This window comes from Hyphomonas sp., from assembly GCF_041689225.1.
Taxonomy (GTDB): Bacteria; Pseudomonadota; Alphaproteobacteria; order Caulobacterales; family Hyphomonadaceae; genus Hyphomonas.
This window is the reverse complement of the sequence record NZ_JBDNGN010000008.1, coordinates 1-20717: the sequence shown is the minus strand read 5'-3', so window position 1 is coordinate 20717 and position 20717 is coordinate 1. Positions and strand designations below refer to the sequence as shown.

Annotated in this window: 22 protein-coding genes; 7 read left to right on the top strand and 15 right to left on the bottom strand. The window is 61.0% G+C overall.

Annotated features, from left to right (window positions below):
- Positions 1–4: 4 nt before the first annotated feature.
- The 4 genes from ACESNB_RS00890 (at position 5) to ACESNB_RS00875 (ending at position 2927) form a co-directional block, all read left to right on the top strand.
- Positions 5–814, top strand: a complete 810-nt coding sequence (locus ACESNB_RS00890; RefSeq protein WP_373002620.1) for a folate-binding protein YgfZ — start codon at positions 5–7, stop codon at positions 812–814.
- Positions 807–1391: a DNA-3-methyladenine glycosylase I gene (locus ACESNB_RS00885; protein ID WP_373002618.1), complete on the top strand. Its 585-nt coding sequence runs from the start codon at positions 807–809 to the stop codon at positions 1389–1391. Before ACESNB_RS00890 ends, ACESNB_RS00885 begins: the two co-directional genes overlap by 8 nt.
- The gene (locus ACESNB_RS00880; RefSeq protein ID WP_373002616.1) at positions 1388–1696 is read left to right on the top strand and encodes a hypothetical protein; all 309 of its coding nucleotides are present in this window, start codon (positions 1388–1390) and stop codon (positions 1694–1696) included. Before ACESNB_RS00885 ends, ACESNB_RS00880 begins: the two co-directional genes overlap by 4 nt.
- 109 nt (positions 1697–1805) lie before the next feature.
- The gene (locus ACESNB_RS00875; protein ID WP_373002614.1) at positions 1806–2927 is read left to right on the top strand and encodes a beta-ketoacyl-ACP synthase III; all 1122 of its coding nucleotides are present in this window, start codon (positions 1806–1808) and stop codon (positions 2925–2927) included.
- Positions 2928–2936: 9 nt separating this feature from the next.
- Here the strand turns inward: ACESNB_RS00875 and ACESNB_RS00870 are convergent, their stop codons facing one another.
- Entirely contained in the window at positions 2937–3086 is a 150-nt protein-coding gene (locus ACESNB_RS00870) for a hypothetical protein (RefSeq protein ID WP_373002612.1), read from the bottom strand.
- A 166-nt stretch (positions 3087–3252) separates the two neighbouring features.
- Between ACESNB_RS00870 and ACESNB_RS00865 the strand changes: the two genes are divergently transcribed.
- A complete protein-coding gene (locus ACESNB_RS00865; RefSeq protein ID WP_373002610.1) occupies positions 3253–3888 on the top strand; it encodes a YfbR-like 5'-deoxynucleotidase in 636 nt (211 codons plus the stop codon).
- Entirely contained in the window at positions 3885–4829 is a 945-nt protein-coding gene (locus tag ACESNB_RS00860; protein WP_373002608.1) for an NAD regulator, read from the top strand. The genes ACESNB_RS00865 and ACESNB_RS00860 overlap by 4 nt, the downstream gene beginning before the upstream one ends.
- Here ACESNB_RS00860 and ACESNB_RS00855 read toward each other — a convergent pair whose 3' ends face one another.
- From ACESNB_RS00855 to ACESNB_RS00790, 14 genes are all read right to left on the bottom strand, one after another.
- Positions 4830–6215: a M16 family metallopeptidase gene (locus ACESNB_RS00855; protein ID WP_373002606.1), complete on the bottom strand. Its 1386-nt coding sequence runs from the start codon at positions 6213–6215 to the stop codon at positions 4830–4832. It abuts the gene before it with no gap.
- A 1-nt stretch (position 6216) separates the two neighbouring features.
- Positions 6217–7572 carry a M16 family metallopeptidase gene (locus ACESNB_RS00850; protein ID WP_373002604.1) on the bottom strand — a complete coding sequence of 452 codons (1356 nt, stop codon included), beginning with the start codon at positions 7570–7572 and terminating at the stop codon, positions 6217–6219.
- A 46-nt stretch (positions 7573–7618) separates the two neighbouring features.
- Complete coding sequence (locus ACESNB_RS00845; protein WP_373002602.1) at positions 7619–8110, bottom strand: DUF3035 domain-containing protein; 492 nt, start codon at positions 8108–8110, stop codon at positions 7619–7621.
- A gap of 47 nt (positions 8111–8157) precedes the next feature.
- Entirely contained in the window at positions 8158–8673 is a 516-nt protein-coding gene (gene lspA, locus ACESNB_RS00840) for a signal peptidase II (RefSeq protein ID WP_373002600.1), read from the bottom strand.
- Positions 8674–8774: 101 nt separating this feature from the next.
- Positions 8775–9590, bottom strand: a complete 816-nt coding sequence (locus ACESNB_RS00835; protein WP_373002598.1) for a class I SAM-dependent methyltransferase — start codon at positions 9588–9590, stop codon at positions 8775–8777.
- 105 nt (positions 9591–9695) lie between these two features.
- Positions 9696–12674, bottom strand: coding sequence for an isoleucine--tRNA ligase (gene ileS, locus ACESNB_RS00830; RefSeq protein ID WP_373002596.1), 2979 nt, complete (start codon positions 12672–12674; stop codon positions 9696–9698).
- Between the two features lie 207 nt (positions 12675–12881).
- The gene (locus tag ACESNB_RS00825; RefSeq protein WP_373002594.1) at positions 12882–13412 is read right to left on the bottom strand and encodes a hypothetical protein; all 531 of its coding nucleotides are present in this window, start codon (positions 13410–13412) and stop codon (positions 12882–12884) included.
- A 69-nt stretch (positions 13413–13481) separates the two neighbouring features.
- The gene (gene ribF / locus ACESNB_RS00820) at positions 13482–14420 is read right to left on the bottom strand and encodes a riboflavin biosynthesis protein RibF (protein ID WP_373002592.1); all 939 of its coding nucleotides are present in this window, start codon (positions 14418–14420) and stop codon (positions 13482–13484) included.
- Positions 14420–14851 (bottom strand): MaoC family dehydratase, encoded by a 432-nt coding sequence (locus tag ACESNB_RS00815; RefSeq protein WP_373002590.1) that lies wholly within the window; start codon positions 14849–14851, stop codon positions 14420–14422. Before ACESNB_RS00815 ends, ribF begins: the two co-directional genes overlap by 1 nt.
- A 57-nt stretch (positions 14852–14908) precedes the next feature.
- The gene (locus tag ACESNB_RS00810) at positions 14909–15760 is read right to left on the bottom strand and encodes a TIGR01459 family HAD-type hydrolase (RefSeq protein ID WP_373002588.1); all 852 of its coding nucleotides are present in this window, start codon (positions 15758–15760) and stop codon (positions 14909–14911) included.
- 48 nt (positions 15761–15808) lie between these two features.
- A complete protein-coding gene (locus tag ACESNB_RS00805) occupies positions 15809–16318 on the bottom strand; it encodes a hypothetical protein (protein ID WP_373002586.1) in 510 nt (169 codons plus the stop codon).
- A gap of 69 nt (positions 16319–16387) precedes the next feature.
- Positions 16388–17605: an EAL domain-containing protein gene (locus ACESNB_RS00800; RefSeq protein ID WP_373002584.1), complete on the bottom strand. Its 1218-nt coding sequence runs from the start codon at positions 17603–17605 to the stop codon at positions 16388–16390.
- A 310-nt stretch (positions 17606–17915) separates the two neighbouring features.
- Positions 17916–18440 carry a hypothetical protein gene (locus tag ACESNB_RS00795; protein WP_373002582.1) on the bottom strand — a complete coding sequence of 175 codons (525 nt, stop codon included), beginning with the start codon at positions 18438–18440 and terminating at the stop codon, positions 17916–17918.
- 232 nt (positions 18441–18672) lie between these two features.
- A complete protein-coding gene (locus ACESNB_RS00790; protein ID WP_373002580.1) occupies positions 18673–19506 on the bottom strand; it encodes a fumarylacetoacetate hydrolase family protein in 834 nt (277 codons plus the stop codon).
- Between the two features lie 110 nt (positions 19507–19616).
- Here ACESNB_RS00790 and ACESNB_RS00785 point away from each other — a divergent pair.
- A partial coding sequence (locus ACESNB_RS00785; protein ID WP_373002578.1) for a DUF262 domain-containing protein occupies positions 19617–20717 on the top strand: 1101 nt, incomplete at its 3' end.

Below are 20717 nucleotides of genomic sequence, written 5' to 3'. Positions count from 1 at the left end.
GCGCATGTCCAAACGCACCCTGCCCAATCGCTCAATCATTCGCCTGTCCGGTCCGGACATGCTGGCCCTGCTTGACCGTACGGTGACGCATTCAGTCGAAAACTGGAACACCGGCGAGATGCGCTACGGCGCGCTGCTTACGCCGCAGGGCAAGATCATTGCCGACTATCTCGCGATGCTGTCGCTCGACAATATCTATCTCGATGTTCACAGCGACGCCGCAGACGATCTCGAACGCCGGCTCAAACTGTTCCGGCTCCGCTCCGACGTGGTAATCGAACAACTCACGGAAGACCTGGTCACCGAGGGAAGCTGGGTCGATGTGCGCTCGACGCAGCTGCCTCACCGCGCGATCTCGCCGATAGCCGAAATTGGCCTCGATATGCCGGATGACGAATGGCACGCCGAGCGTATCGCAGCAGGCGTGCCCGAATGGGGCGCCGACTATCGCTCTTCGACGGTCTTCCCCACCGATGTGAACATGGATGTCATGGGCGGGATCGATTACAGGAAAGGCTGCTTCGTCGGCCAGGAAGTCGCCAGCCGCATGAAACGCAAGGGCAAGATCCGTAAGCGCACGCTGCCTGTGCATGGTGCCGGGCTAAAGCGTGGAGGCGAAGTGCTCGCAGGCGGTTCCATTGGCACCGTCACCAGCATGTCAGGCACATCAGGCCTCGCCCTAATCCGCACCGACCGCATGGTGTCCGCCGAAGCTGCTGGTCACGCCTTCACCTGCGGCGGCCAGCCCGTCACGATTGACCGCCCGCCCTGGCTGGACCTCGAATTGATTGCCCTGACGGCCGCCAATGACTGACGCGCCCTATTGCGCCTGGGCCCCTATGAATGACGCGATCTACCGCGGCTATCACGATACGGAATGGGGTGTGCCCGAACGCAACACCCGCGCCCTATGGGAGAAGCTGCAGCTCGACGGCATGCAGGCCGGACTGTCCTGGATCATGATCCTGCGCAAGCGCGACTCGATCCGCAAGGAATTCGACGATTTCGAGCCTGAGCGCCTCGTGCGCTGGACACAGTCGCGCATCGACAAGGCCCTGCAAAACCCCGGCATCATTCGCAGCCCGAAAAAGATCGAGGCAACCATCGGCAATGCCCGTGCTTTCCTCGACATGGCCGACGCGGGGGAAGACTTCTCCGCCTATTGCTGGGACTGGGTCGGCGGCAAGCCGATCGTCAACGCATGGACAGACTTCCGTCAGGCCCCGACGTTCACGGACTGGTCTGCGGCCATGTCGAAAGACTTGAAAAAGCGCGGCTTCAAATTTGTCGGCCCGACAATTGTCTACGCTTGGGCGCAGGCGGTCGGCATGGTGAATGACCATGATGTAACTTGCCCGCGTCACCAAGCTGTACAGGAGTGCTTAAGATGAAACGTCTCGCCATCACCGTTCTCGCCATCCTGCCGCTTCTCGCGGCCTGCTCGTCGACGTCAGGTCCCGAATATCGCAAACAGGTCGCCTGGAACCGATGCGCCAGTTCCCCCGGCCCCGAAGCCCGCGCCTCCTGCATGAAAACCCAGATCGCGCTGTTGGAAGCCGCTGACCGGGCCGACGCCGAAAGCATCAAGGCAAGGCAGGAAGACGCCGAAGATCGTCAGGCCAGGATCGAGGCACACGGTGTGCCCGCAGACAAAGCACAGCAAACGACCGATTCCGGCCTGACTTGGCCCAAGTAAACACTTGCACCTCGTCTCTCGACCCGATGCACAACGCGGTTTACACCTACCCAATTGAATAGACGATCATAAGAAGTGCGGACTCCACCGCGCTCATCCTGAGGGCAAGATGAAAACTGCAGTCATATCGGCGACCGGTCTCTGGACGCCACAGCATTCGATTTCCAATGAAGAACTTGTCGAAAGTTACAATACGTGGGCCGACAACTGGAACCTCGCCTGCGCTGCCGAGATCGGCGCCGGCACCGTTGATCCGAAAACGCACTCCTCCGTCGAATTCATTGAAAAGGCGTCGGGCATCAAATCGCGCTTCGTGATCGACAAGGAAGGCATCATCGATCCTGAAACGATGGCACCTCGCATCGATGAGCGACCGAACGAACAGATTTCCGTCATGGCCGAGATGGCCGTGCACGCTGCACGCCAAGCGCTTGAGCGCGCTGGTCGCAAGCCGGAAGATGTCGATGCCGTGATTTGCGCCGCCTCCAACATGCAGCGCGCCTATCCCGCCATGGCCGTTGAAGTTCAGGCCGCGCTCGGATGCGGCGGCTTCGCCTTCGACATGAACGTGGCCTGTTCGTCGGCGACGTTCGGCATCCAAACAGCGGCAGATTTCATCCGGAGCGGCAGCGCCAAATCGGTCCTCATGGTCAATCCGGAAATCTGTTCCGGTCACCTGAACTTCACTGACCGCGACAGCCACTTCATCTTCGGAGATGTCGCGACCGCGGTCCTCGTCGAGGAAGAAAGCATCGCGCCTTCCGGACACTGGAAAATCCTCGGCACCAAGCTCAAGACCGAGTTCTCCAACAATATCCGCAACAATTTCGGCTTCCTCAATCGCGCTGCGCCGGAAGGCATCGGCTCACCGGACAAGCTGTTCGTGCAGGAAGGCCGCAAGGTTTTCCGCGAAGTCGTCCCGATGGTTGCCAAAATGATCGGCGAGCATCTCACCGAGCTTGGCCTCGAAGGCACTGACCTGCGCCGCATGTGGCTGCATCAGGCAAATGCCAGCATGAACCGCCTGATCTCGTCCAAGGTCTTGGGACACGAAGCGAGCGATGACGAAAGCCCGACCGTGCTCGACACGTATGCCAATACATCCTCGGCAGGATCGATCATCGCGTTCCACAAGCATTCGGACGGCTTCAAGCCCGGCGACAAGGGCCTGATCTGTTCGTTCGGTGCGGGTTATTCAGCTGGAACGGTTTTCGTCGAGAAAACCGCCTGAGGCACGATACTATTCTTCGAGGTCTTCGGCGAACATGTCGCCCCAAAGGGCAATACGGCTGGCGCGCACGGCTTCGACAACGACAATGATACATCCGCCGAGCAACACGCAGAATGGCAGCGTCTGGCTCGAAATGAACTGTGTCATTGAATCGATCATGTCTGTTCCTTGCTCGGCCCCATATCGTCGGCGGCATTTGGCGTGTGATATGCAATGGTTATGCCGCAAAGGGCTTAACATGGCATTTGCCGATCAAGGCGGAAATGGGGTCACTTCGTAACCGGATCGCCTCCGTTTCTTTACCCTTGCTACCAATAGATTAAAGATGGCCCGGATGAGTACCCAAGCGAAGCGTTCTGTTAAACCTCCTCGTGTCTGGCAGCGCATGCTGTCGGGACGCCGTCTCGACCTTGCCCATCCCTCGCCCGTGGATGTTGAGATCGCGGACATTGCCCATGGCCTCGCCCGTGTGGCCCGCTGGAATGGCCAGACAAAGGGCGGTCACGCCTTCTCCGTGGCCGAGCACTCGGTGATTGTGGAGGATCTCTGCTGCTTGCTCGAACCGGGCCTCAATCCGCGCGATCGCCTGACGGCGCTCCTTCATGACAGCCCGGAATACGTCATCGGCGACATGATCTCCCCGTTCAAGGCGCTTCTGGGCGAAAGCTACAAGTCCATCGAGGCCCGCCTGCAGGAGGCGATCCATATCCGGTTCGAACTGGCGACGGTCACCCCTGTCAGGTTGAAGAAACTGATCAAGAAAGCCGATCATATCTCTGCCTGGTTCGAAGCGGTCCAACTCGCCGGTTTCTCCGAGGAAGAATCAAACAAGTTGTTCGGCAAGCCGCCGGAAGGCATTCGCCTCAAGCTGAAGCCGCTTTCGGTGCCGGCAGCGCAGGAAGCTTTTCTTGCGCGCTACGGACAACTGCACAATGATTTCGAAATGAGCAAACGGCGATGACCTATTCTGTACTGATTGGCCTGTCTGCCGTGATGGTGGCCATCGAGGATGATGCGCCGCTTGTCCTGGTCAGCCAGCGCGACACCGGCGAAGACGCCCTGCCATTCGGCCCGTTCGACCCGGAACGCCACCGCACCTTCGACCTGTCGCTGCGCGGCTGGGTGCGTGAGCAAACCGGGTTCGAGCTTGGATATGTCGAGCAGCTTTACACGTTCGGCGACAAGGACCGCGATACCCCCGAGGCCACCCTTACCGACACCCCGCCCGCCACCCGCGTGATCTCCGTCGGCTACCTGGCTCTGATGCCAGAAGCCGCCCCAACCGATTCCCGGTTCGCGGCCCGCTGGCAGGGCTGGTACCGTTACTTCCCGTGGGAAGACCATCGTCACGGGCGCCCGGCAATGATCGACGCTGAGCTCGCCCCCCACCTCTTCACATGGGCTGCCGGCAACACACAGCGTCTCGACCGCGCCCGTATCGCCTTCGGTCTCGACGGTGCCCGCTGGGTCGAGGAACGCGTACTGGAGCGCTACGAGCTATTGTATGAAGCAGGCCTGGTCGCCGAATGTGCGCGCGATGCTGGCCTGCCCCAGCCCGCTGTCGCTTTCGGCGCCGCCATGGCCTCCGACCACCGCCGCATCCTCGCCACCGCCCTGTCGCGCCTGCGCGGCAAGATCAAATACCGGCCCGTCGTGTTCGAACTTCTGCCCGAGCGCTTCACACTCTCGGCCCTGCAGCGCACCGTGGAAGGTATTCTCGGCCTCTCGCTGCACACGCAGAACTTCCGGCGGGCGCTGGAAAAGACGGGCCTTGTCAAAGGCACAGGGCGGCTCGAGACCGGCACGGGCGGACGCCCGGCCGAACTCTACGAATTCTGCCGGGACTATGTCCGCGGGATCGCAGCGCCGGGCCTTGCGACACCGCGCAAGACCCAAGACTGACTATTCGATCCCTTCGGGCTCGCCGACGATGACGAATGTGAATTTGTCGGGCGACAGGTAGTCTTTCGCCACCCGGTTCACGTCGTCCAGTGTCACCGCGCTGATCTTCGCATTGCGCGTGTCGAAATAGCCGATGCCCAGTTCTTCCTGGCGTACGCCCATCATCTGGTCGGCAATCTTTGCATTGGAATCAAAGCCCAACGCATAGGACCCGGTCAAATAAGCCTTGGCATTGTCGAGTTCTTCCGGCGTCACGCCATCGGCGACGAACTGGTTCAGCTCATCATGGATTCCGGTCAGGAATTCGCCCGCGCTTTCATTCTTGGTCTGCCCACCGCCGCTCCAAGAATCCAGATGGTCCGAATTCGACAGGCCGGTATAAATGCCATAGGTCAGGCCCTTTTCGACACGTAGCGTCTTCATCAGGCGGCTTTCGAAGCCTCCGCCACCGACCGTGTAGTTCAGGACATAGGCAGTGAAGAAGTCCGGATCGTTGCGCTTGAGGCCCGGCGCGGAAAACGAGACCAGGCTTTGCGGCTGGGGCAGGTCGACAAGGATGGGGTCAGCTGGTGCCGCAGGCAGCGAAATGTCCGCCACGGCCTCAATCTCGCTCGCGTCTGGCAGGCCCTCAACTGCCTTGTCTATCATCAGCGCAAGGTCCTCCGGCGTCACGGCACCGACGGCCGTTACCAGCAGCCGGTCCTTGACCATCAGCTTTCGCATCTGCTCGCGAGCGAGCGCCGGGGTAAGCGCGGAAATGCTCTCCACGCTCGTCTGACGGGCATAGGGATGGTCTGGATAGCGCGCATTGGCCATGGCTGTGCGGGCGAGCCAGTTCGGACTCGTTTCACGTTGTTTGATGCCGATCAGGTTCTCGCGCTGGAATCGCTCGAACGGGCCATCATCAAAGCGCGGCGCGGCGAAAGCCGTCGCGATCAGATCCATGGCGTCAGTTGCATTCTCGGTCAGCATGGAACTAGAGCAGCTCGTCCAGTCATTGCCCGTCGAGCAACCGAAACTCATGTTCAACTCTTCCATCCGCGTCTGGAATGCCAGCGAGTCGAGATCGCCTGCGCCTTCATTCATGTTGTAGACGACCAAGTCCGACAGGCCTTCAAGGCCCTCGGGATCGGATGTCTCGCCGCCCCTCCAGGCCATTTCCAGCGACAGGATCGGGATTGACGGTTCGGAGACGAGCCAGACGGACACGCCGCCCGGCGTCACGAATTGCTGGATTTCGGCGAAGTCACCCTTGTGAACATCGACGATCATCTCCGGTTCGGTGACGGTTTCGACAAGGGCTTCCGGCGTCGGCAGGGGCTCGGAAACACAGGCGGTCAGCGCGATCGCCGTCGCTGCGCCGAGGATCAGCTTCAGGTATGTCATATCAAACGCCTCCTTCGGCTGGCACCAGTTCCGCTTCGATATAGTGCCGGTCTTCGCCGAACACATTGCGCACGGCGGCAAGGGCCTCATCCGTGGTGATTGAGCGGATCTCATCGGGATAGTTCAGGATATCGTCCACCGTGCCACCAAGAGCCAGCGTCGACCCGAATAAATTGGCCATGCTGGACTGGCTGTCGCGGCCATAGATCGCCTCGGCGGCCAAAGAATTGCGCGCCCGCTCAACTTCGGCATCGGTGAAGCCTTCTGCGAGCACCTTGCGTACTTCTGCCATGACAGCCGTATCCAGATCATCGAGCGAGACGCCATCTACCGGGCTCGCGCTTATGATAGCCGGGCCTTCATCGTGCAGCGTGGTCCATGCGTATGTGTTGACATCGATGGCAACTTGCTCGTCTTCAACAAGCGCCTGATAGAGGCGGCTGGTCATACCGCCACCGAGCACGGAAAGCCCGACATCAAGCGCGTAGGATTCCCGCCGTTGGCGTGACTGTGACAGGCCTGAATAATATCGACTCCAACTGGGCTGGCGAACCTTCGGGTCAGCATGCACGATCAGCGCGTTCTCGGTAAGCAAAGGCACTGGCGCCCACTTGCGCGTTCCGTCCACTGTCCCGGTCGGGGCAATCTTTCCGTATGTTTCCTCTGCAAGCATGCGGACTTCATCGGCGCCCACATCCCCGGCCACCACGAGAATCGCGTTCTCAGGCGAGTAATATTTCTCGTAGAATGCCATGCCGTCTTCCGGCGTCAGGGCCGCGACCTCATCCATCTCGCCAATCACGGTGATCTCGTAGGGGTGGCCCTTCCACAGCATCGAAAGCACCTGCTCCTGCAGGATCGCGCCGGGATTGTTCTCGATACGCTGGCGGCGTTCTTCCTTTACGACGTCGCGCTCGGAAATGAAGGGACCTTCGGGGTCGTCATTGATCTTGAGATTGACCATCCGCTCGGCCTCGAGCTCCATCATCTTGCCAAGCTGCGGCTTGGCCACGCGCTCGAAATAGGCAGTGTAGTCCCAGCTCGTGAAGGCGTTGAGTTGTCCGCCATTGCGCTGCACGATCGTGGTGAATTCCTCGGGGCCGAGATTCTCGGTCTCCTTGAACATCACATGCTCGAAAAGGTGGGCGAGGCCGGACTTGCCCTCATCCTCGTCGACAGCGCCCACCTTGTACCAGACCATATGCGTGACAACCGGCGCGCGGTGATCGGGCACCACGACCACTTCCATGCCATTGTCGAGTGTGAAGGTCTCGGGCGCCCACGCGGCGTCGTCAGCCATCGCGCCCGGGCACAATAGAGCGACTGCAAGCAGCCCTCCGGTGATAATCCGTTTCATGGGCATGCTTCCTTTATTCGTCTCTAGCGTCCGTTGTTTGGCGTGATCAGGTTCCCGGCAGCTTCAGGCGCGCCGACCCGCTGGCCTTCTCGATGACAACATCGCCGCCACCTGTGGCATTGTCCGCCCGCGCTGCTTCCAGGTCTTCCGGGTTTTCCTTGCGCCAGAAGAGCAACGTGTCGACGACACCAGACGACTTCCGGATCGTCTTGGTCTCGTCATAGTCGACCTGCGAGCGCACCATCGGGTTGACCGCATTCGCACCCGCTAACGCCACTAAGGCGCGCTCGGACTTGCTGGCATCCTTGCCGACCGTCGTGCCGAACGCGGTTGCCACTTCGGTGCGGTTCGGATCGACTTCTGCCGGCAGCGAGCCGCCAGCCGGTGGTGGACGCAAAGCATATTCCGGCGGAATAATCAGCGGCGCCTTGGTCACGACGCGAAACTCGTCAGGCGTGCGCGTGCCGCCACCAGAACTGCAGGCGCTTATGAGTGCCAGGGCAGCCCCAGCTGCAATAAGAAGAACAGGTTTCATCATGATAGGGCGTCCTCGCCTCGGGTTGGCTTCGGTTTTAATACTCATATTCAGGCTTTAGCCTGCTTTCGACCAGACAGTAAGAACTGGTCGACAAACAGCAAGACCGCACCAACACTAATCGCAGCATCGGCCACATTGAAGACCCACGGGAAAAACAGCGCATTGGCATCGATAAAGTCGACTACGGCTCCGAAACGCACCCGGTCGATCAGGTTCCCGAAGGCCCCGCCAACAACCAGGGCCAGCGACAGTTTCAGCAGGCGTCCGTCGGCGCGCAGCAACCAGACCAGGAATCCCAACGCGATCACCAGCATCACGCCCGCAAGCACCCAGCGCATAATTCCTTCGGATTGCAGGAAACCATAGCTCATGCCCCGGTTCCACAACATGCTCAGGTCAATCGGTCCCGGCACAATCATCCGGCCGCAAGAAACCGTCCCATCAAGACAGGGCAGCGCATTGAAACGCGGCTCTGACAGGATCAGCCATTTCGACACCTGATCGGCCAGGGTCACGACAGGCACCAGGGCCAGCGCCCATATATTTGCCGGATTGAACTTCATGCCGTGCAGATTGCAGACCCCGACCCGCCGATCAAGCGATTCTGTGCAGGTTCGGGCCGCTGAGCGGGCGTCCTGCCGTCATGCAGGACGCCCGCCCTGTCCTATTCAGGATTGGTCAGCTTCAGAATGAACCGGTCGGTTTGGCCGCGCACGGCTGGGTCGAACACGTTTTTCGTGTGGTCGTCAGCCGCGCTGGCCAGGATGTCGCTGTTCACGTTCACAATGAAACCAGCGGCCTCGGCCGATGCCACCGCAAGGGCCGGATCGATCCGGTGCAGTTCACTATTGTCAGCCCCGGGTACACCGGCATGGTCGATCACGCCAAGCACGCCACCGAGCTTCAGCGTGCTGCGAATGGCAGACAGGAACCCGACCGCCGCGTCAGGACCATAGGCATTGTATACGTCATGGAAGTTCAGCCCTGTCAGCGCCACGTCCACGCTGCCAACCGGGATGGTGAGCGCCGTCAGTTCTTCGTCCTTGCGCACCACATTGGCTAGCCGGTCGTCGGCAAGCCGCGCCGTCAGCGCCTTGTCATAGGCCCGGTCGCGCAGGGCAAGCGCCGCTTCGCTGTTCTGGGCATACACCGTACCGTCCGGCCCGACCGCGATCGACAGCACTTCGGTGTACCAGCCGCCCGACGCAATGAAGTCCGCCGCCGTGTCGCCGGGCTTGAGGCCGAGATAGGCCAGCACCTCGGCCGGCTTGCGGCCAGCATCGCGCGCCTTGTCTTCGTCAGAACGGGTTTCTGCGGCAGCAAGCGCCTCGGACACCGCCGCAACATCAATGACCGCTGGCGCGACCACCATTTCCGCTTCCGGAGCGGTCTCCGCTGCGGCGACGTCGGCAGGCGCAACGGGTGTCGCACAGGCACCCAGCAGCGCCGCTCCAAACAGGCTGATAGCGAGATATTTCATGATCTGTCCCTCCCGATCATTGTTGTGATTGCGACGAAACCTAAACGCGCAGCATGGCTCCGGCCACCAATGCCGGAGCATGTCCGCTCAACAATCCCTGAACGATCAGCCGTGCGTGGCGTCCCAGGCCTTCACGCTCAGCGCGTCGCGCGGCGTGATGTCGGGGAAAGCCCGGCCTGCCGTCGCCGGATCGAAATACTTCCAGCTGCGCCGGCACTTCCAGCCGTCTGCCTTGACCGGATAGACGATCACGCCCGGCGTGTCGTCCAGCGTGAATCCGCCGCCCTCGCCTGCCGACGAATGCACCAGCTCCGCGCCGGACGTGATGAACAGGTCGCCAGCATCTTCGCCCTTGAACGCCTTGATCAGTGCCTCGTCGGCAATCAGCACGCGCGGCGAGGATTCCAGTGAGGCGCCAATCCGCTTCTCGCGCCGCTCGACTTCCAGTGCGCCTGTCACAACACGCCGCACAGTGAAGATTTTCTCCCAGCGCGCCGCAAGCTCGGCGTCTAGCCAGCCCGAAGGCGTGTCCGGGAACTGCAGCAGGTGCACCGAAGCCGCCCTGTCCTTGATGTGGCTTTCAAGGAAGGCCTCCTCCATCGTGAACGGCATTACCGGCGCAAGCCACGTCAGCAGCCGCTCCAGCACCGTCGCCATCACCGTGCGCGCGGCGCGCCTACGGTTGCCGAACACCGCGGTCGCCTTGTCCCAGGCTTCCGCTGTTTCGAAGCGCGGGTCGCAATAGAGGCTATCCTTGCGAATATCGAAATACACAGCCGACAGGTCGACCCCGCAAAAATTGATCAGCAGGCTCATCACCTTCTTGAAATCATAAACAGTATAGGCGGCGCGAACCTGCGCATCGAGTTCCGACAGGCGATGCAGCACCCAGCGCTCAAGGCCGGGCATCTTGTCGGCGGCGATGGCTTCGTCTGCCGTATAGCCTTCCAGCGCACCCAGCATGTAGCGCACCGTGTTGCGCAGCTTGCGATAGGATTCCACCGATCCCTTGATGATCTCGTCGGAAATCCGCAGGTCTTCGGTATAGTCGCCCGAGGCGGTCCAGATGCGCAGGATCTCGATGCCATACTGTTTGGCAATCTGTTCCGGCTCGATCGTGTTACCGATCGATTTCGACATCTTCTTGCCTTCGGAATCGACGATGAAGCCGTGCGTCAGCACCTGCTTGTAAGGTGCCATGCCGCGCGTCGCGCAGCATTCCAGGAGCGATGACTGGAACCAGCCGCGATGCTGGTCAGAGCCTTCCATGTAGAGATCGGCCTGCCCGGTTTCGGCATCGATGATGCCGCGCGCGCGCAGGGCGAACGCGTGCGTCGTACCGGAATCGAACCAGACGTCCAGCACATCCGTCACCTTGTCCCAGTCAGCGGCGTCTATGCCATGGGCGGACAGGAAGGTCTCTTTCGGCGTGTCGAACCAGGCCTCGACGCCGCCCTTGGCGATGGCTGCCTTGATCGTCTCGTTCAGCGCCTTGGCCGTGTCGGCGGGCAGCGCCGCCGTGTGCGGCTGGCCGGACTTGTCGACGAAGATCGTGATCGGCACGCCCCAGTTGCGCTGACGGCTGATCAGCCAGTCAGGGCGACCTTCGACCATGCTGCGCAGGCGATTGCGTGCAGTCGCCGGGAAGAATTCAGTCGCGTCGATGGCCGCCAGCGCATTCTCACGCAGCGACTTGCCGTTGGGGCCGGGCTTGTCCATCGAGATGAACCATTGCGGCGTCGCGCGGCGGATGACGGGTGCTTTCGAGCGCCAGGAGTGGGCATCGCGGATCGTCGTGATGCCGCGCGCCAGCAGGTTGCCGCTCTCGGCCAGCGCCGTCATGACTTCTTGGTTGGCCTTGCCGGGCTCGCCACGCTTCTTGCCACTGGTGCGGACGATATCCATGCCCGCAAAGCGCGGTACGTCCAGCGTGTAGCAACCATCGGCATCGACAATCTGGCGGATGTCCTGCGTCGTACGGCCGGAACCCACCCAGACATTGAAGTCATCCTCGCCATGCGCAGGCGCTGTGTGGACGAAGCCGGTACCGGCATCAGCCGTGACGTGCTCGCCGGAAAGCATGGGGATGGGTTTGTCAAAGAAAGGATCCATACCGGAGAGAGGGTGCTTGAGCGTCCAGCCTGTCGGATCAACGTCAGAAACGCGTGTGAAGGCACTGACTTTGGCACCGTCCATGATGGCCTGAGCGAGATCATCGGAGATGATGATTTTCTCTCCGGCTTTCGCGTAGGGCGCAAAGCCCAGCTCTTCCTCGCTCATGACGGCATCGACCGTGTAGAGGCCGTAGGAAATGTCCGGGCTGAACGATACGGCCTGGTTGGCCGGGATCGTCCAGGGAGTCGTCGTCCAGATGACAACACTTGCATCATCATCGCGCCCGACAACCGGAAACTTCACCCAGATCACCGGCACTTTGCGATCATAATATTCCACTTCCGCTTCGGCCAGCGCCGTGCGCTCAACCGGCGACCACATGATCGGCTTGGCGCCGCGCACCAGCGCGCCCTGCATCGCCATGCGCAGGAACTCGGCGACAATCGTCGCCTCGCTCTCGAACTTCATGGTCAGGTACGGATTGTCCCACTCGCCCTCGATGCCCAATGCGCGGAATTCACGGCCCTGGATCTCAACCCATTTTTCGGCATAGGCGCGGCAGGCTGCGCGGAACTCATCGCCCGGCACATCGTCCTTGCCGCGATTCTTCGAGCGGAATTCCTCTTCCACCTTCCACTCGATGGGCAGGCCATGGCAGTCCCAGCCGGGCAGGTAGGGCGCATCATGGCCCGTCATCTGGTGCGAGCGCACGATCACGTCCTTGACGATCTTGTTCATCGCGGTGCCGAGGTGGATATGCCCGTTGGCATAAGGCGGGCCATCGTGGAGGATCCACTGCTTTGCCCCGCGCGCTGTCGCGTCCGCGCGCAGCTGGCCATACAGTTTCATCTCGTCCCAGCGGGCGATCCATTCCGGCTCACGCTTCGGCAGGCCGCCGCGCATCGGAAAATCGGTTATCGGCAGGAACAGCGTGTCGCGGTAATCGCGGTCAGTCAGGGAATCTGTCATGGGGCTCTGTATGGCTTCTTGCGGTATCTATGGATCTGATACGGGTTTCCCATGGCTTTGCCACGGGTTTCTGGATGGGTTTCTGCAGCATGAATTCCCGGCTTCGCCCACCCCGTCAAATCAGGTCAGTGCGCCGCCGGGCGTCTAATTCGAATGCAGTGTATCCGTGCCATGCTTTTCGCCTAGCAGGCGGGGCCAGCGCTGTCACTATCTGGCGCTACCTTCGGCCGCTTCGGGCCCCTGTTCCAACAGGTCTTCGGTCACATGTGCACACAGCACCTCGAACACCGCGGCGTTCTCCAGCAGGTTCGCCCAGGTCACGCCATGGTCGAGAATGATATAGCGTGAGATGTGCACCGTTTCCGGATCGGACTTGTAGACCGATACGGCGGCATAGGCCTGATTGATCCGACTGACCTGTTCGGTCGACCGTCCGGAATCAATGCCCGCAAGGAATTCAAGCCCTCGGCAATCGGTCCCGTCCGGATTGGCGCACGCTGTATAGATAGCAAAGGGCGTGCCGTCCTTACTGATCGCAAACACATAGGGGGCCTGCCGGTCATTGACCCCCGTCACGGTCAAATGCGCGTCCATGTCGTCCAGCAGCAGGTGCAGGTCACCCGCGCCGACCGAGCCGACCAGCATGCCCGGCGCACGAATGCTGGTGTCGGGCACCTCGGCAAACGCGCCAAGCTGCACGGCAACCGACAGGCAAAGGGACACGATGACTTTCTGCATATCAATTCCAACACAGGAGACGGTCCGGAGTTCCGTCGAGCGGGATTAGTTTTCGGGGGAAATCAGGCGCTAATTGGGCGGGGACGCAGCCGCTTGCAGTCGGACGCACGATTCCGCCGCATCCTTGTGCATTTGCGCGATCAGGGCGTCGACGCTCTCGAACTTCTGTTCTGGCCGCAGGTACGACACCAGCTGGACTTCCATCCACTTGCCGTAGATATCCTGGTCAAAGTCGAAAATGAACGTCTCCAGCAGCGGGTCGCGCAGGCCGGTCGTGGGCGTGCGCCCGAAACTGGCGACGCCATCGCGCCATGCGTCTTTACCCTCAAGCCGCGCGCGAACAGCATAGACGCCGTGGCGCGGGTGGATCAAGTCGTGGAGATGGATGTTCGCCGTCGGAAAACCGAATTGGCGACCGTTCTTTTCACCGGATTCGACGAGGCCTTCAGCGACCCACCAGCCGCCGAGTATTTCGGCCGCCGTTTCCGGCTCGCCCGCCATCAGAGCCTGCCGCGTCGCCGTGGACGAGGCTTTCGTTCCCAGCTCCAGCACTTCCTCGACAATCGAGACGCCGAAACCGAGGGCCCGCCCCAGGCTGGAAAGACGGGCCGCATGGCCCATCCGACCGCGCCCGAAACGGAAGTCGAATCCGACCGAGACGTGCGAAACGCCCAGCCCCTCGCCGAGGACCTTTCGCACAAACCCTTCATCCGTCATGGCCGCCATCTCGCCATTGAACGGCAATTCAAACACAGCATCCGCGCCCTCGGCGAGGATGCTGGCATTGCGCCGTTCCGGACGAAAAATGCGGAATGGCGGGTCGTTCGGTCGGAAATAGGCACGTGGAGGCGGCTCGAATGTCGCGACAGAGAACTTGCCATGCCCGGCCTTGCGGGCCGCGTCGATCACGGCCCGATGCCCGGCATGAAGTCCATCAAAGTTGCCGAGCGCTATAGACGCGCCCCGCGCACGCTCCGGCAATCCGCGATAGTCGGCGAAAACGGCCATCAGGCCTCCTGGCGCGGCGCAACTACTTCGGCTTCGCCGGTGATGACGCGCTTGCCGTCAACTGTGCATTCCACTTTCAGGGTCACCCGGTTGCCCCGGTCCTGCTTCTCGGCGACTTCCGCGCGAACCGTCACCGTATCACCGATATGAACCGGGCGTTTGAAGCGCATGGACAGGCCGATGAAGATGGCGCCCGGGCCTGGCAGATTGTTGCCCAGAATGCCGGAGATATAGCTGGCCGTCAGAGCGCCATGCGCAATGCGGCGCCCGAAAACGGTCTTTGCGGCGAATTCTTCGTTCATGTGCAGGGGATTGTAGTCGCCCGACACTTCTGCGAACCGCTGGATGTCATCTTCCGTAATCGTGTGCACGGTTTCGTGCGCCATTCCGATATCCAAGTCTTCGTACTTGTAGCCGTTGAACTCGCTCATGCGTTCGGGTCTCCGATATTGATCTGAAAGGTTCGTTACACGCGGGCGATGCCCACGTCACCATCTTAGGCCTGTCATGGCGTAAGTGGCCTGTTCACTATAGTCGGCCAGCAGGTCGGTCACTTCCTGCTCGAAGTCCGCGCCGTGTTCCTTCAGGCCCGTCCCGACATAGAGGCTGTCATAGCCCTGCAGGCGTGCGCCACGCACATCGGTTGCCGGGCTGTCGCCAATGCACAGGATACGCGACGGCTCAGCGCCAAGATCGCGCAGGCGCTCAACCGCCAGCCGGTAAATCGCAGCGTGGGGCTTGCCGGGATAGACAACCGTCCCGCCCAGGTCTTCGTAAATCTCGGCCAGCGCGCCCGCGCACCAATAGAGCTTGCCGCCAACACGCACCTGCTTGTCCGGATTAGCGCAAATCATTGGAAGGTTGCGGTCAACGCCCTGTTTGAGCTCGGCCTTGTAGTCTCCCGGCACATCATTCACCTGGTCCCGCAGGCCAATGCACAACAACAGGTCCGCTTCGGCAGTGTCGACGAAATTCAGGTCGAGGCCATCGTACAGGTACTTGTCGTGCTCGAAGCCCTCGTCGGACCCAAGCCGCCAGATCGTCTTGTCGCGGCGCAGCTTGAGTTCAGCGCGCGTCGCATCCCCGGACGAGACGCAATCGTCAAATGCGTCTGACGGCACACCGAGCGGCTCGAAATAGCGAATGACCTGCGCCTTCGGCACCGGCGCATTGGTGATCAGGCACACGCGGCCACCCTGCGCGCGGAAATTCACCAGCGCCTCGCAAGCCTCGGTGAAGGCCGCACGGCCGTTATGGATCACCCCCCACACGTCGCAGAGGATTGAATCATAATTCTGCGCGATCGAAGACAGGCCTTGAGGGAACTGGAGTTTTGTCATGCGCCGCGACCTAGGCTGCGCCGCAGGCAGGGTCAATCCGGTTCGAAACTATTGGGTCAGCCCACAGGCGCTCGCTGGCAGCGGATTGAGCACATAGAGCGTGGCCGTCGGGATGGAATGCGCGTTCGCGAGATAACAGCCCCGCACCGTCATGACCTGGCCGATATTCTCGCCGATCTGCAGGCTGGGCATGTATTCGCAAGACACGCTATTGGCGGCGAACTGCACCGGGTCTCCCGGACGTATGTTCATGAGCAGATGGTTGGACCCGGTCGGCACGGACATCATGCGCACCCCCTCCATCGGGCCAAATTCACAATCGCCGTCCAGCCCCGAGTAAGTGCCATCGGCATTTTCAAACGACGCATAGGCTTCGACCGACATGGTCAGGTCCAGCAGGACGACAGAATGGTCTTCGATCTTTTCAAGGTCGGGCGGCACCTCGAACTCCTGCGGATCCGGCAGGATGGCCCGGACAGTCAGCACGTCGGGCGGTGTCTGCGCCGTTGCCGCGCAAACAAACGCGAACAGGGAAAAAGGCAAGGCAATCAGACGCATAGATCCACTCCCGTCTCAACCGGACAGACGCATCAAGCACTGGGATTGGGGCGAAATGATGCCGAAAGGTCAGCCGAAGCTCGACAGGCGCTCGACAAGCGCCTGTGGCGGCGCCGTCTCTTCCATGAGGGACGCCTTGATCGGACGCGGGGCGCCAAAGATGTGGCCCTGACCATACGGGATATCGTATTCGAGAATCTCGACGACGCTGGCTTCGTCCTCGATTTTCTCCGCGATCATGGTGACACCATAGCGCGAGAAGACCGCACTGACTTCCTCACCATTGACCCGGCGGTTGATCGACGAGACGGGCCGCGCACCGTGTGGATCACGCAGCTGGTCGATCAGGGTCGTGCCGTTCATTTTCACGAAACGGACGCCCGCAGCCTGAAGGCGCGGCAGATCGAGCGACAGGTCTGAGGCATGGTCGATCGAGAAGCGGAAGCCAAGCGCCGTGAGCCGGTCCATATTATCCCGCATCGTGGTCGAGCGCGTTTCAAACTGGTCTGCGCGAATCTCGAATATCACCGCACCTGACAGGTCGCGATTCTCGGTCATGAATTGCAGGAACATCGGGAAGAAGGCCGCGTCTTCCAGGGACGATGCCGCGATGTTGCAGAACACACCGACGCGGCGGTCACGTTCGGCCAGACGCCGCACGATCTGGACGCAGCGGAACAATGTGAAATTGTCGATGATTCCCATCAGGTTGCCGCGGCGACCGGCATCCAGGAATTCAGCCGGCAGGATCAGCGAACCATCCGGGCGGCGCAGGCGCGTAAAGCCCTCGTAGAAAGACACGCGCCGCTGCGGCAGCGACACAATGGGCTGGAGGTGAAGGTCCACCCGGCCGTCCTTCAGCGCATCCTTGACGTCACGCAGCACGGCATCTTCCTGCGGCGCGACTGCCGATACCATAGACGGCTCGGACAGTTTCGATTCGAAGCTGCGCGAGAGCCTGTCGATCAGGCCTTCAAGTTGTTTCATCTCGGAAACCAGCGCGTCGCGGCGCTCGGTCAGCTCATGTTTGACTGTGGCTTCAACCGCTTCTGTCCGCGCATCGATCACATCGACCCGTTCTGCCGTGTCGCGGTTCCTGCGCTCGACCTGGTCCATACGCTCGTCAAGTTGCTGACGCGAACGGCTGCTGGCGGAGAGAACATGAATCTGGGCGAGAATCACGGATACAATCGCCCCGCTCGCGATCGACAGCGGCAGGCTGAGACCGGCATATGTATTAACGCCATAGCCGACGCCGCTGCCTATTGCGATGTACAGCAAGAACAAGACAAAAGTCATACGTTCAGCACCCAGTTCAATCCATCAACCTTAACAGATATGGCCAATTGGTTAACGAATTGCGTGGAAATGGCCTGATTTGCCATCTCCGACAATCCCGTTTCGGCCCAGCGTTGCATCAAGATCACAGACGTTTTGAGTCACACTCATGACACGTCTTCCAAGACTAGACAAAGGCTAAGGGCGGCGATGCCCGGGGGTCGTCGCGTTGCACTGGCCCGTGGCCATTTTATTGGCCGGAGCGGGGGCAATCTCGGGGGAGAACGGGGCTCTGCAGCAATGCGGGGCCCCCGTCGCTTTAGGGGGCGTCAGGGCCGGTTTCAACCGTGCTCCGGTCGACAAAAACGACATCCGAAATGGGCCAGATCAGCGTGCTGTTCTGGCAGGCCACGGTCAGGCGGGCTTCTCCGGAAAACTGCGTCGCCTGGGTCATGCCGCACGGTTCGAGCACGAGACGAACTCCATTATAATCAATCCAGTATCCGACCCGGCCGGTATCATTCACCAGATGGGTCACGACAAGGTCGCCTGTGTCGAACACGCGTGTCTTGGTGTCCTTTTCGCCCGGCAGGGGCCTCAGGCTGGCGGCATTGAATCCACCTGCCGGGGCCTGCTCGACAAAGGTGAAGGAGTCCGACACTTCATAGGCCTTGTTGATGGCGGTCAGGACCTCGCTGGTGCCGACCGGACCGGAGACGCGCAGAGGCGTTTCATGGCCTGCACGCCAGCTGGCATTGCGTATCTCATCGAGGCCTTCGATGTCGTCGCCACGCAGTGAAAACAGCATCACCGCATCGAGATTCCGCAGGTGTTCCGGGGACATATCCACTGCCACGCCAACAGGTGTGCCAAAAAGGACACGCTTTCCACCCGCCATCACCAAAACGCAGGGATTCGGGACCGTCACAGGTCCGCAAGGCAGCAATACGAAGTCCGTGCTGGTGATGTGGGAGCCGGGGGAGTCTGGGGGTGGCAAGGGGGTGGCAGGTCCGCCGCAAGCTGCCAATGCAAGACTGGCCAGCAGGATGATGATTCGCATGCAAGGGAGCTCCGGTCTACGAGATGACGGTCTCACCCGGTTCCCTTACGATTTCGTTCTCAATGAAACCGAGACAGTCGATTTCGACGCGGACACGATCGCCCGCTTTCAACCATTTCGGCGGCGTGTGGCCTGCCCCGACTCCGGCTGGCGTGCCGGTGAAGATCACATCGCCCGGCTCCAGCGTGAACGCGGCCGTGAGATGCGCGATCTGTGCAGCGATGTCATGGATCTGATCGCGAACGTATCCGACCTGGCGCGACTCTCGATTGACGAAGGTGCGCAGCTCGAGTGCGGACAGGTCATCGATCTCGTCCAGGGTGACAATGGCAGGGCCGAACACGGCATGGGTGTCGAAGCCCTTGCCCATGATCATGGTCTGGCTGGCGCGTTGCCAGTCACGCACCGAATAGTCGCAGCCGATGGTCACGCCAGCGACGATCTCGAACGCGCGCTCACGCGGGACGTGGCGACCATGCTTGCCGATGATGACGACGAGTTCGCCTTCATAGTCGAGCTGTTCGGAGACCTTCGGGAGGTGGACATCGGCATAGGGCCCGTTCACCGCCGTGACCTGTTTGTTGAACCATTTCTGGACCTCAGGTTTCTTCGTATCGATGAAGCTGACACTCTCTGCAGCATGCGCCGCATAGTTGACGCCGATCCCGAGAATCTTGCCCGGCTTCACCACCGGCGCAAGCAGCGTGACGTCATTCAAGGGGACGGGATCACCCGATGCGTCGGCCTTCAATGCAGCCTCCATCGTGTCGCCAACAAGCGGGACGACAGAGGCGGCCCGCAACGCGCCAAAGCGTGTCACGCCCTCATATTCGAATCTCACAAGACGCATACCGTTACTCTCCCGTCACACTTTTGCCCAAACACATTGCCAACCGTTCATCCCGCGTTGTGATGGGGTTTGGCAAGGGCTAGGGAAAAGGGCTGTATAGGGGAATTGAAATGGACCTAGGCGTACGCGCTCAGGAGAGCTCGCTAAGCGGTTTATTCGGACAAGGAGAACGCCTGTGCATGCCGCCCTACCAGCGTAGTTATTCGTGGGGAGAGCGCGAAGCCCTCGACCTGCTCGGCGACCTTGCCGAAGCAACCGATAGCAGCATCCCTCATTTCATCGGCGCGATCGTTCTCGTGAACGGCGCCGAGTCCGGAATGGTGGAGATTGTCGACGGGCAGCAGCGCCTGACCACCTTGACCATCCTGCTGGCCGTTCTTCGCGACCTCGAACCTGACTTGGAGCGCGCCGCAGCGCTGCACGCCATGATTGCCGATGATGCGCGTCCGATGCTTGGCGAAGCGGCCAACTGGCGCCTGACGCTGAACTATATGGACGGCGCGTTTTTCCGCGACACTATCCAGCGCCTTGGCGCAACGAAGACACTCCGGAACGAGCCGGGCGAAAGCGACAGCCAGCAACGCATGGTTGGAAACGCGAGCGCCCTGTTGAAGGAGCTGAAGCAGATGCCGGACGAGCGTCGCCGCGCCCTCACCGATACTGTCGTGACGGGTTGCGCGCTGGTCCGGGTCGTCGTGAATGACAAGGATCAGGGATTCAAGGTGTTCAGGGTGCTCAACACGCGCGGCAAGGAACCCGACGCACACGACATCATCAAGACCGAACTGTTCCAGAAAGCAAAGTTCTCGGTCAAGGAAGCCAATACCTATGCCGAACGCTGGGCCGAACACGAGGCCATTCTCGGCGGCGGCGCCTTTGACGACCTGTTGCGCCAGATCCGTGCGATCCATGACCGCTCGCCCAAGGGCGATCTCGTCGCGGGTTTCCAGAAGGCCGTCCTGTCGAAAATCGACCCGCGCAAATTCCTTGACGACATGCTGCCGAACTATGTCGCCGCCTATCGGCAGATCACGACCGCCAAAGTGACCGACGGCCCGAACGCCGCCCTTGTCGCCGACAAGCTCAACCAGTTGCGCGCGCTGGAGCAACAGAGCTGGCGCGCACCTGCCCTCAAATTCCTCGTCGAGCGTGGAATCGATTCCCCCATCGCGCCGCAATTCTTTACCGACCTCGAACGTCTCGGCTACGTC

Coding starts and splice junctions, on each gene's coding strand:
- ACESNB_RS00890 (WP_373002620.1), top strand. CDS start 5: ATGTCCAAACGCACCCTGCCCAATCGCTCAATCATTCGCCTGTCCGGT.
- ACESNB_RS00885 (WP_373002618.1), top strand. CDS start 807: ATGACTGACGCGCCCTATTGCGCCTGGGCCCCTATGAATGACGCGATC.
- ACESNB_RS00880 (WP_373002616.1), top strand. CDS start 1,388: ATGAAACGTCTCGCCATCACCGTTCTCGCCATCCTGCCGCTTCTCGCG.
- ACESNB_RS00875 (WP_373002614.1), top strand. CDS start 1,806: ATGAAAACTGCAGTCATATCGGCGACCGGTCTCTGGACGCCACAGCAT.
- ACESNB_RS00870 (WP_373002612.1), bottom strand. CDS start 3,086: ATGATCGATTCAATGACACAGTTCATTTCGAGCCAGACGCTGCCATTC.
- ACESNB_RS00865 (WP_373002610.1), top strand. CDS start 3,253: ATGGCCCGGATGAGTACCCAAGCGAAGCGTTCTGTTAAACCTCCTCGT.
- ACESNB_RS00860 (WP_373002608.1), top strand. CDS start 3,885: ATGACCTATTCTGTACTGATTGGCCTGTCTGCCGTGATGGTGGCCATC.
- ACESNB_RS00855 (WP_373002606.1), bottom strand. CDS start 6,215: ATGACATACCTGAAGCTGATCCTCGGCGCAGCGACGGCGATCGCGCTG.
- ACESNB_RS00850 (WP_373002604.1), bottom strand. CDS start 7,572: ATGAAACGGATTATCACCGGAGGGCTGCTTGCAGTCGCTCTATTGTGC.
- ACESNB_RS00845 (WP_373002602.1), bottom strand. CDS start 8,110: ATGATGAAACCTGTTCTTCTTATTGCAGCTGGGGCTGCCCTGGCACTC.
- lspA (WP_373002600.1), bottom strand. CDS start 8,673: ATGAAGTTCAATCCGGCAAATATATGGGCGCTGGCCCTGGTGCCTGTC.
- ACESNB_RS00835 (WP_373002598.1), bottom strand. CDS start 9,590: ATGAAATATCTCGCTATCAGCCTGTTTGGAGCGGCGCTGCTGGGTGCC.
- ileS (WP_373002596.1), bottom strand. CDS start 12,674: ATGACAGATTCCCTGACTGACCGCGATTACCGCGACACGCTGTTCCTG.
- ACESNB_RS00825 (WP_373002594.1), bottom strand. CDS start 13,412: ATGCAGAAAGTCATCGTGTCCCTTTGCCTGTCGGTTGCCGTGCAGCTT.
- ribF (WP_373002592.1), bottom strand. CDS start 14,420: ATGGCCGTTTTCGCCGACTATCGCGGATTGCCGGAGCGTGCGCGGGGC.
- ACESNB_RS00815 (WP_373002590.1), bottom strand. CDS start 14,851: ATGAGCGAGTTCAACGGCTACAAGTACGAAGACTTGGATATCGGAATG.
- ACESNB_RS00810 (WP_373002588.1), bottom strand. CDS start 15,760: ATGACAAAACTCCAGTTCCCTCAAGGCCTGTCTTCGATCGCGCAGAAT.
- ACESNB_RS00805 (WP_373002586.1), bottom strand. CDS start 16,318: ATGCGTCTGATTGCCTTGCCTTTTTCCCTGTTCGCGTTTGTTTGCGCG.
- ACESNB_RS00795 (WP_373002582.1), bottom strand. CDS start 18,440: ATGTCCCCGGAACACCTGCGGAATCTCGATGCGGTGATGCTGTTTTCA.
- ACESNB_RS00790 (WP_373002580.1), bottom strand. CDS start 19,506: ATGCGTCTTGTGAGATTCGAATATGAGGGCGTGACACGCTTTGGCGCG.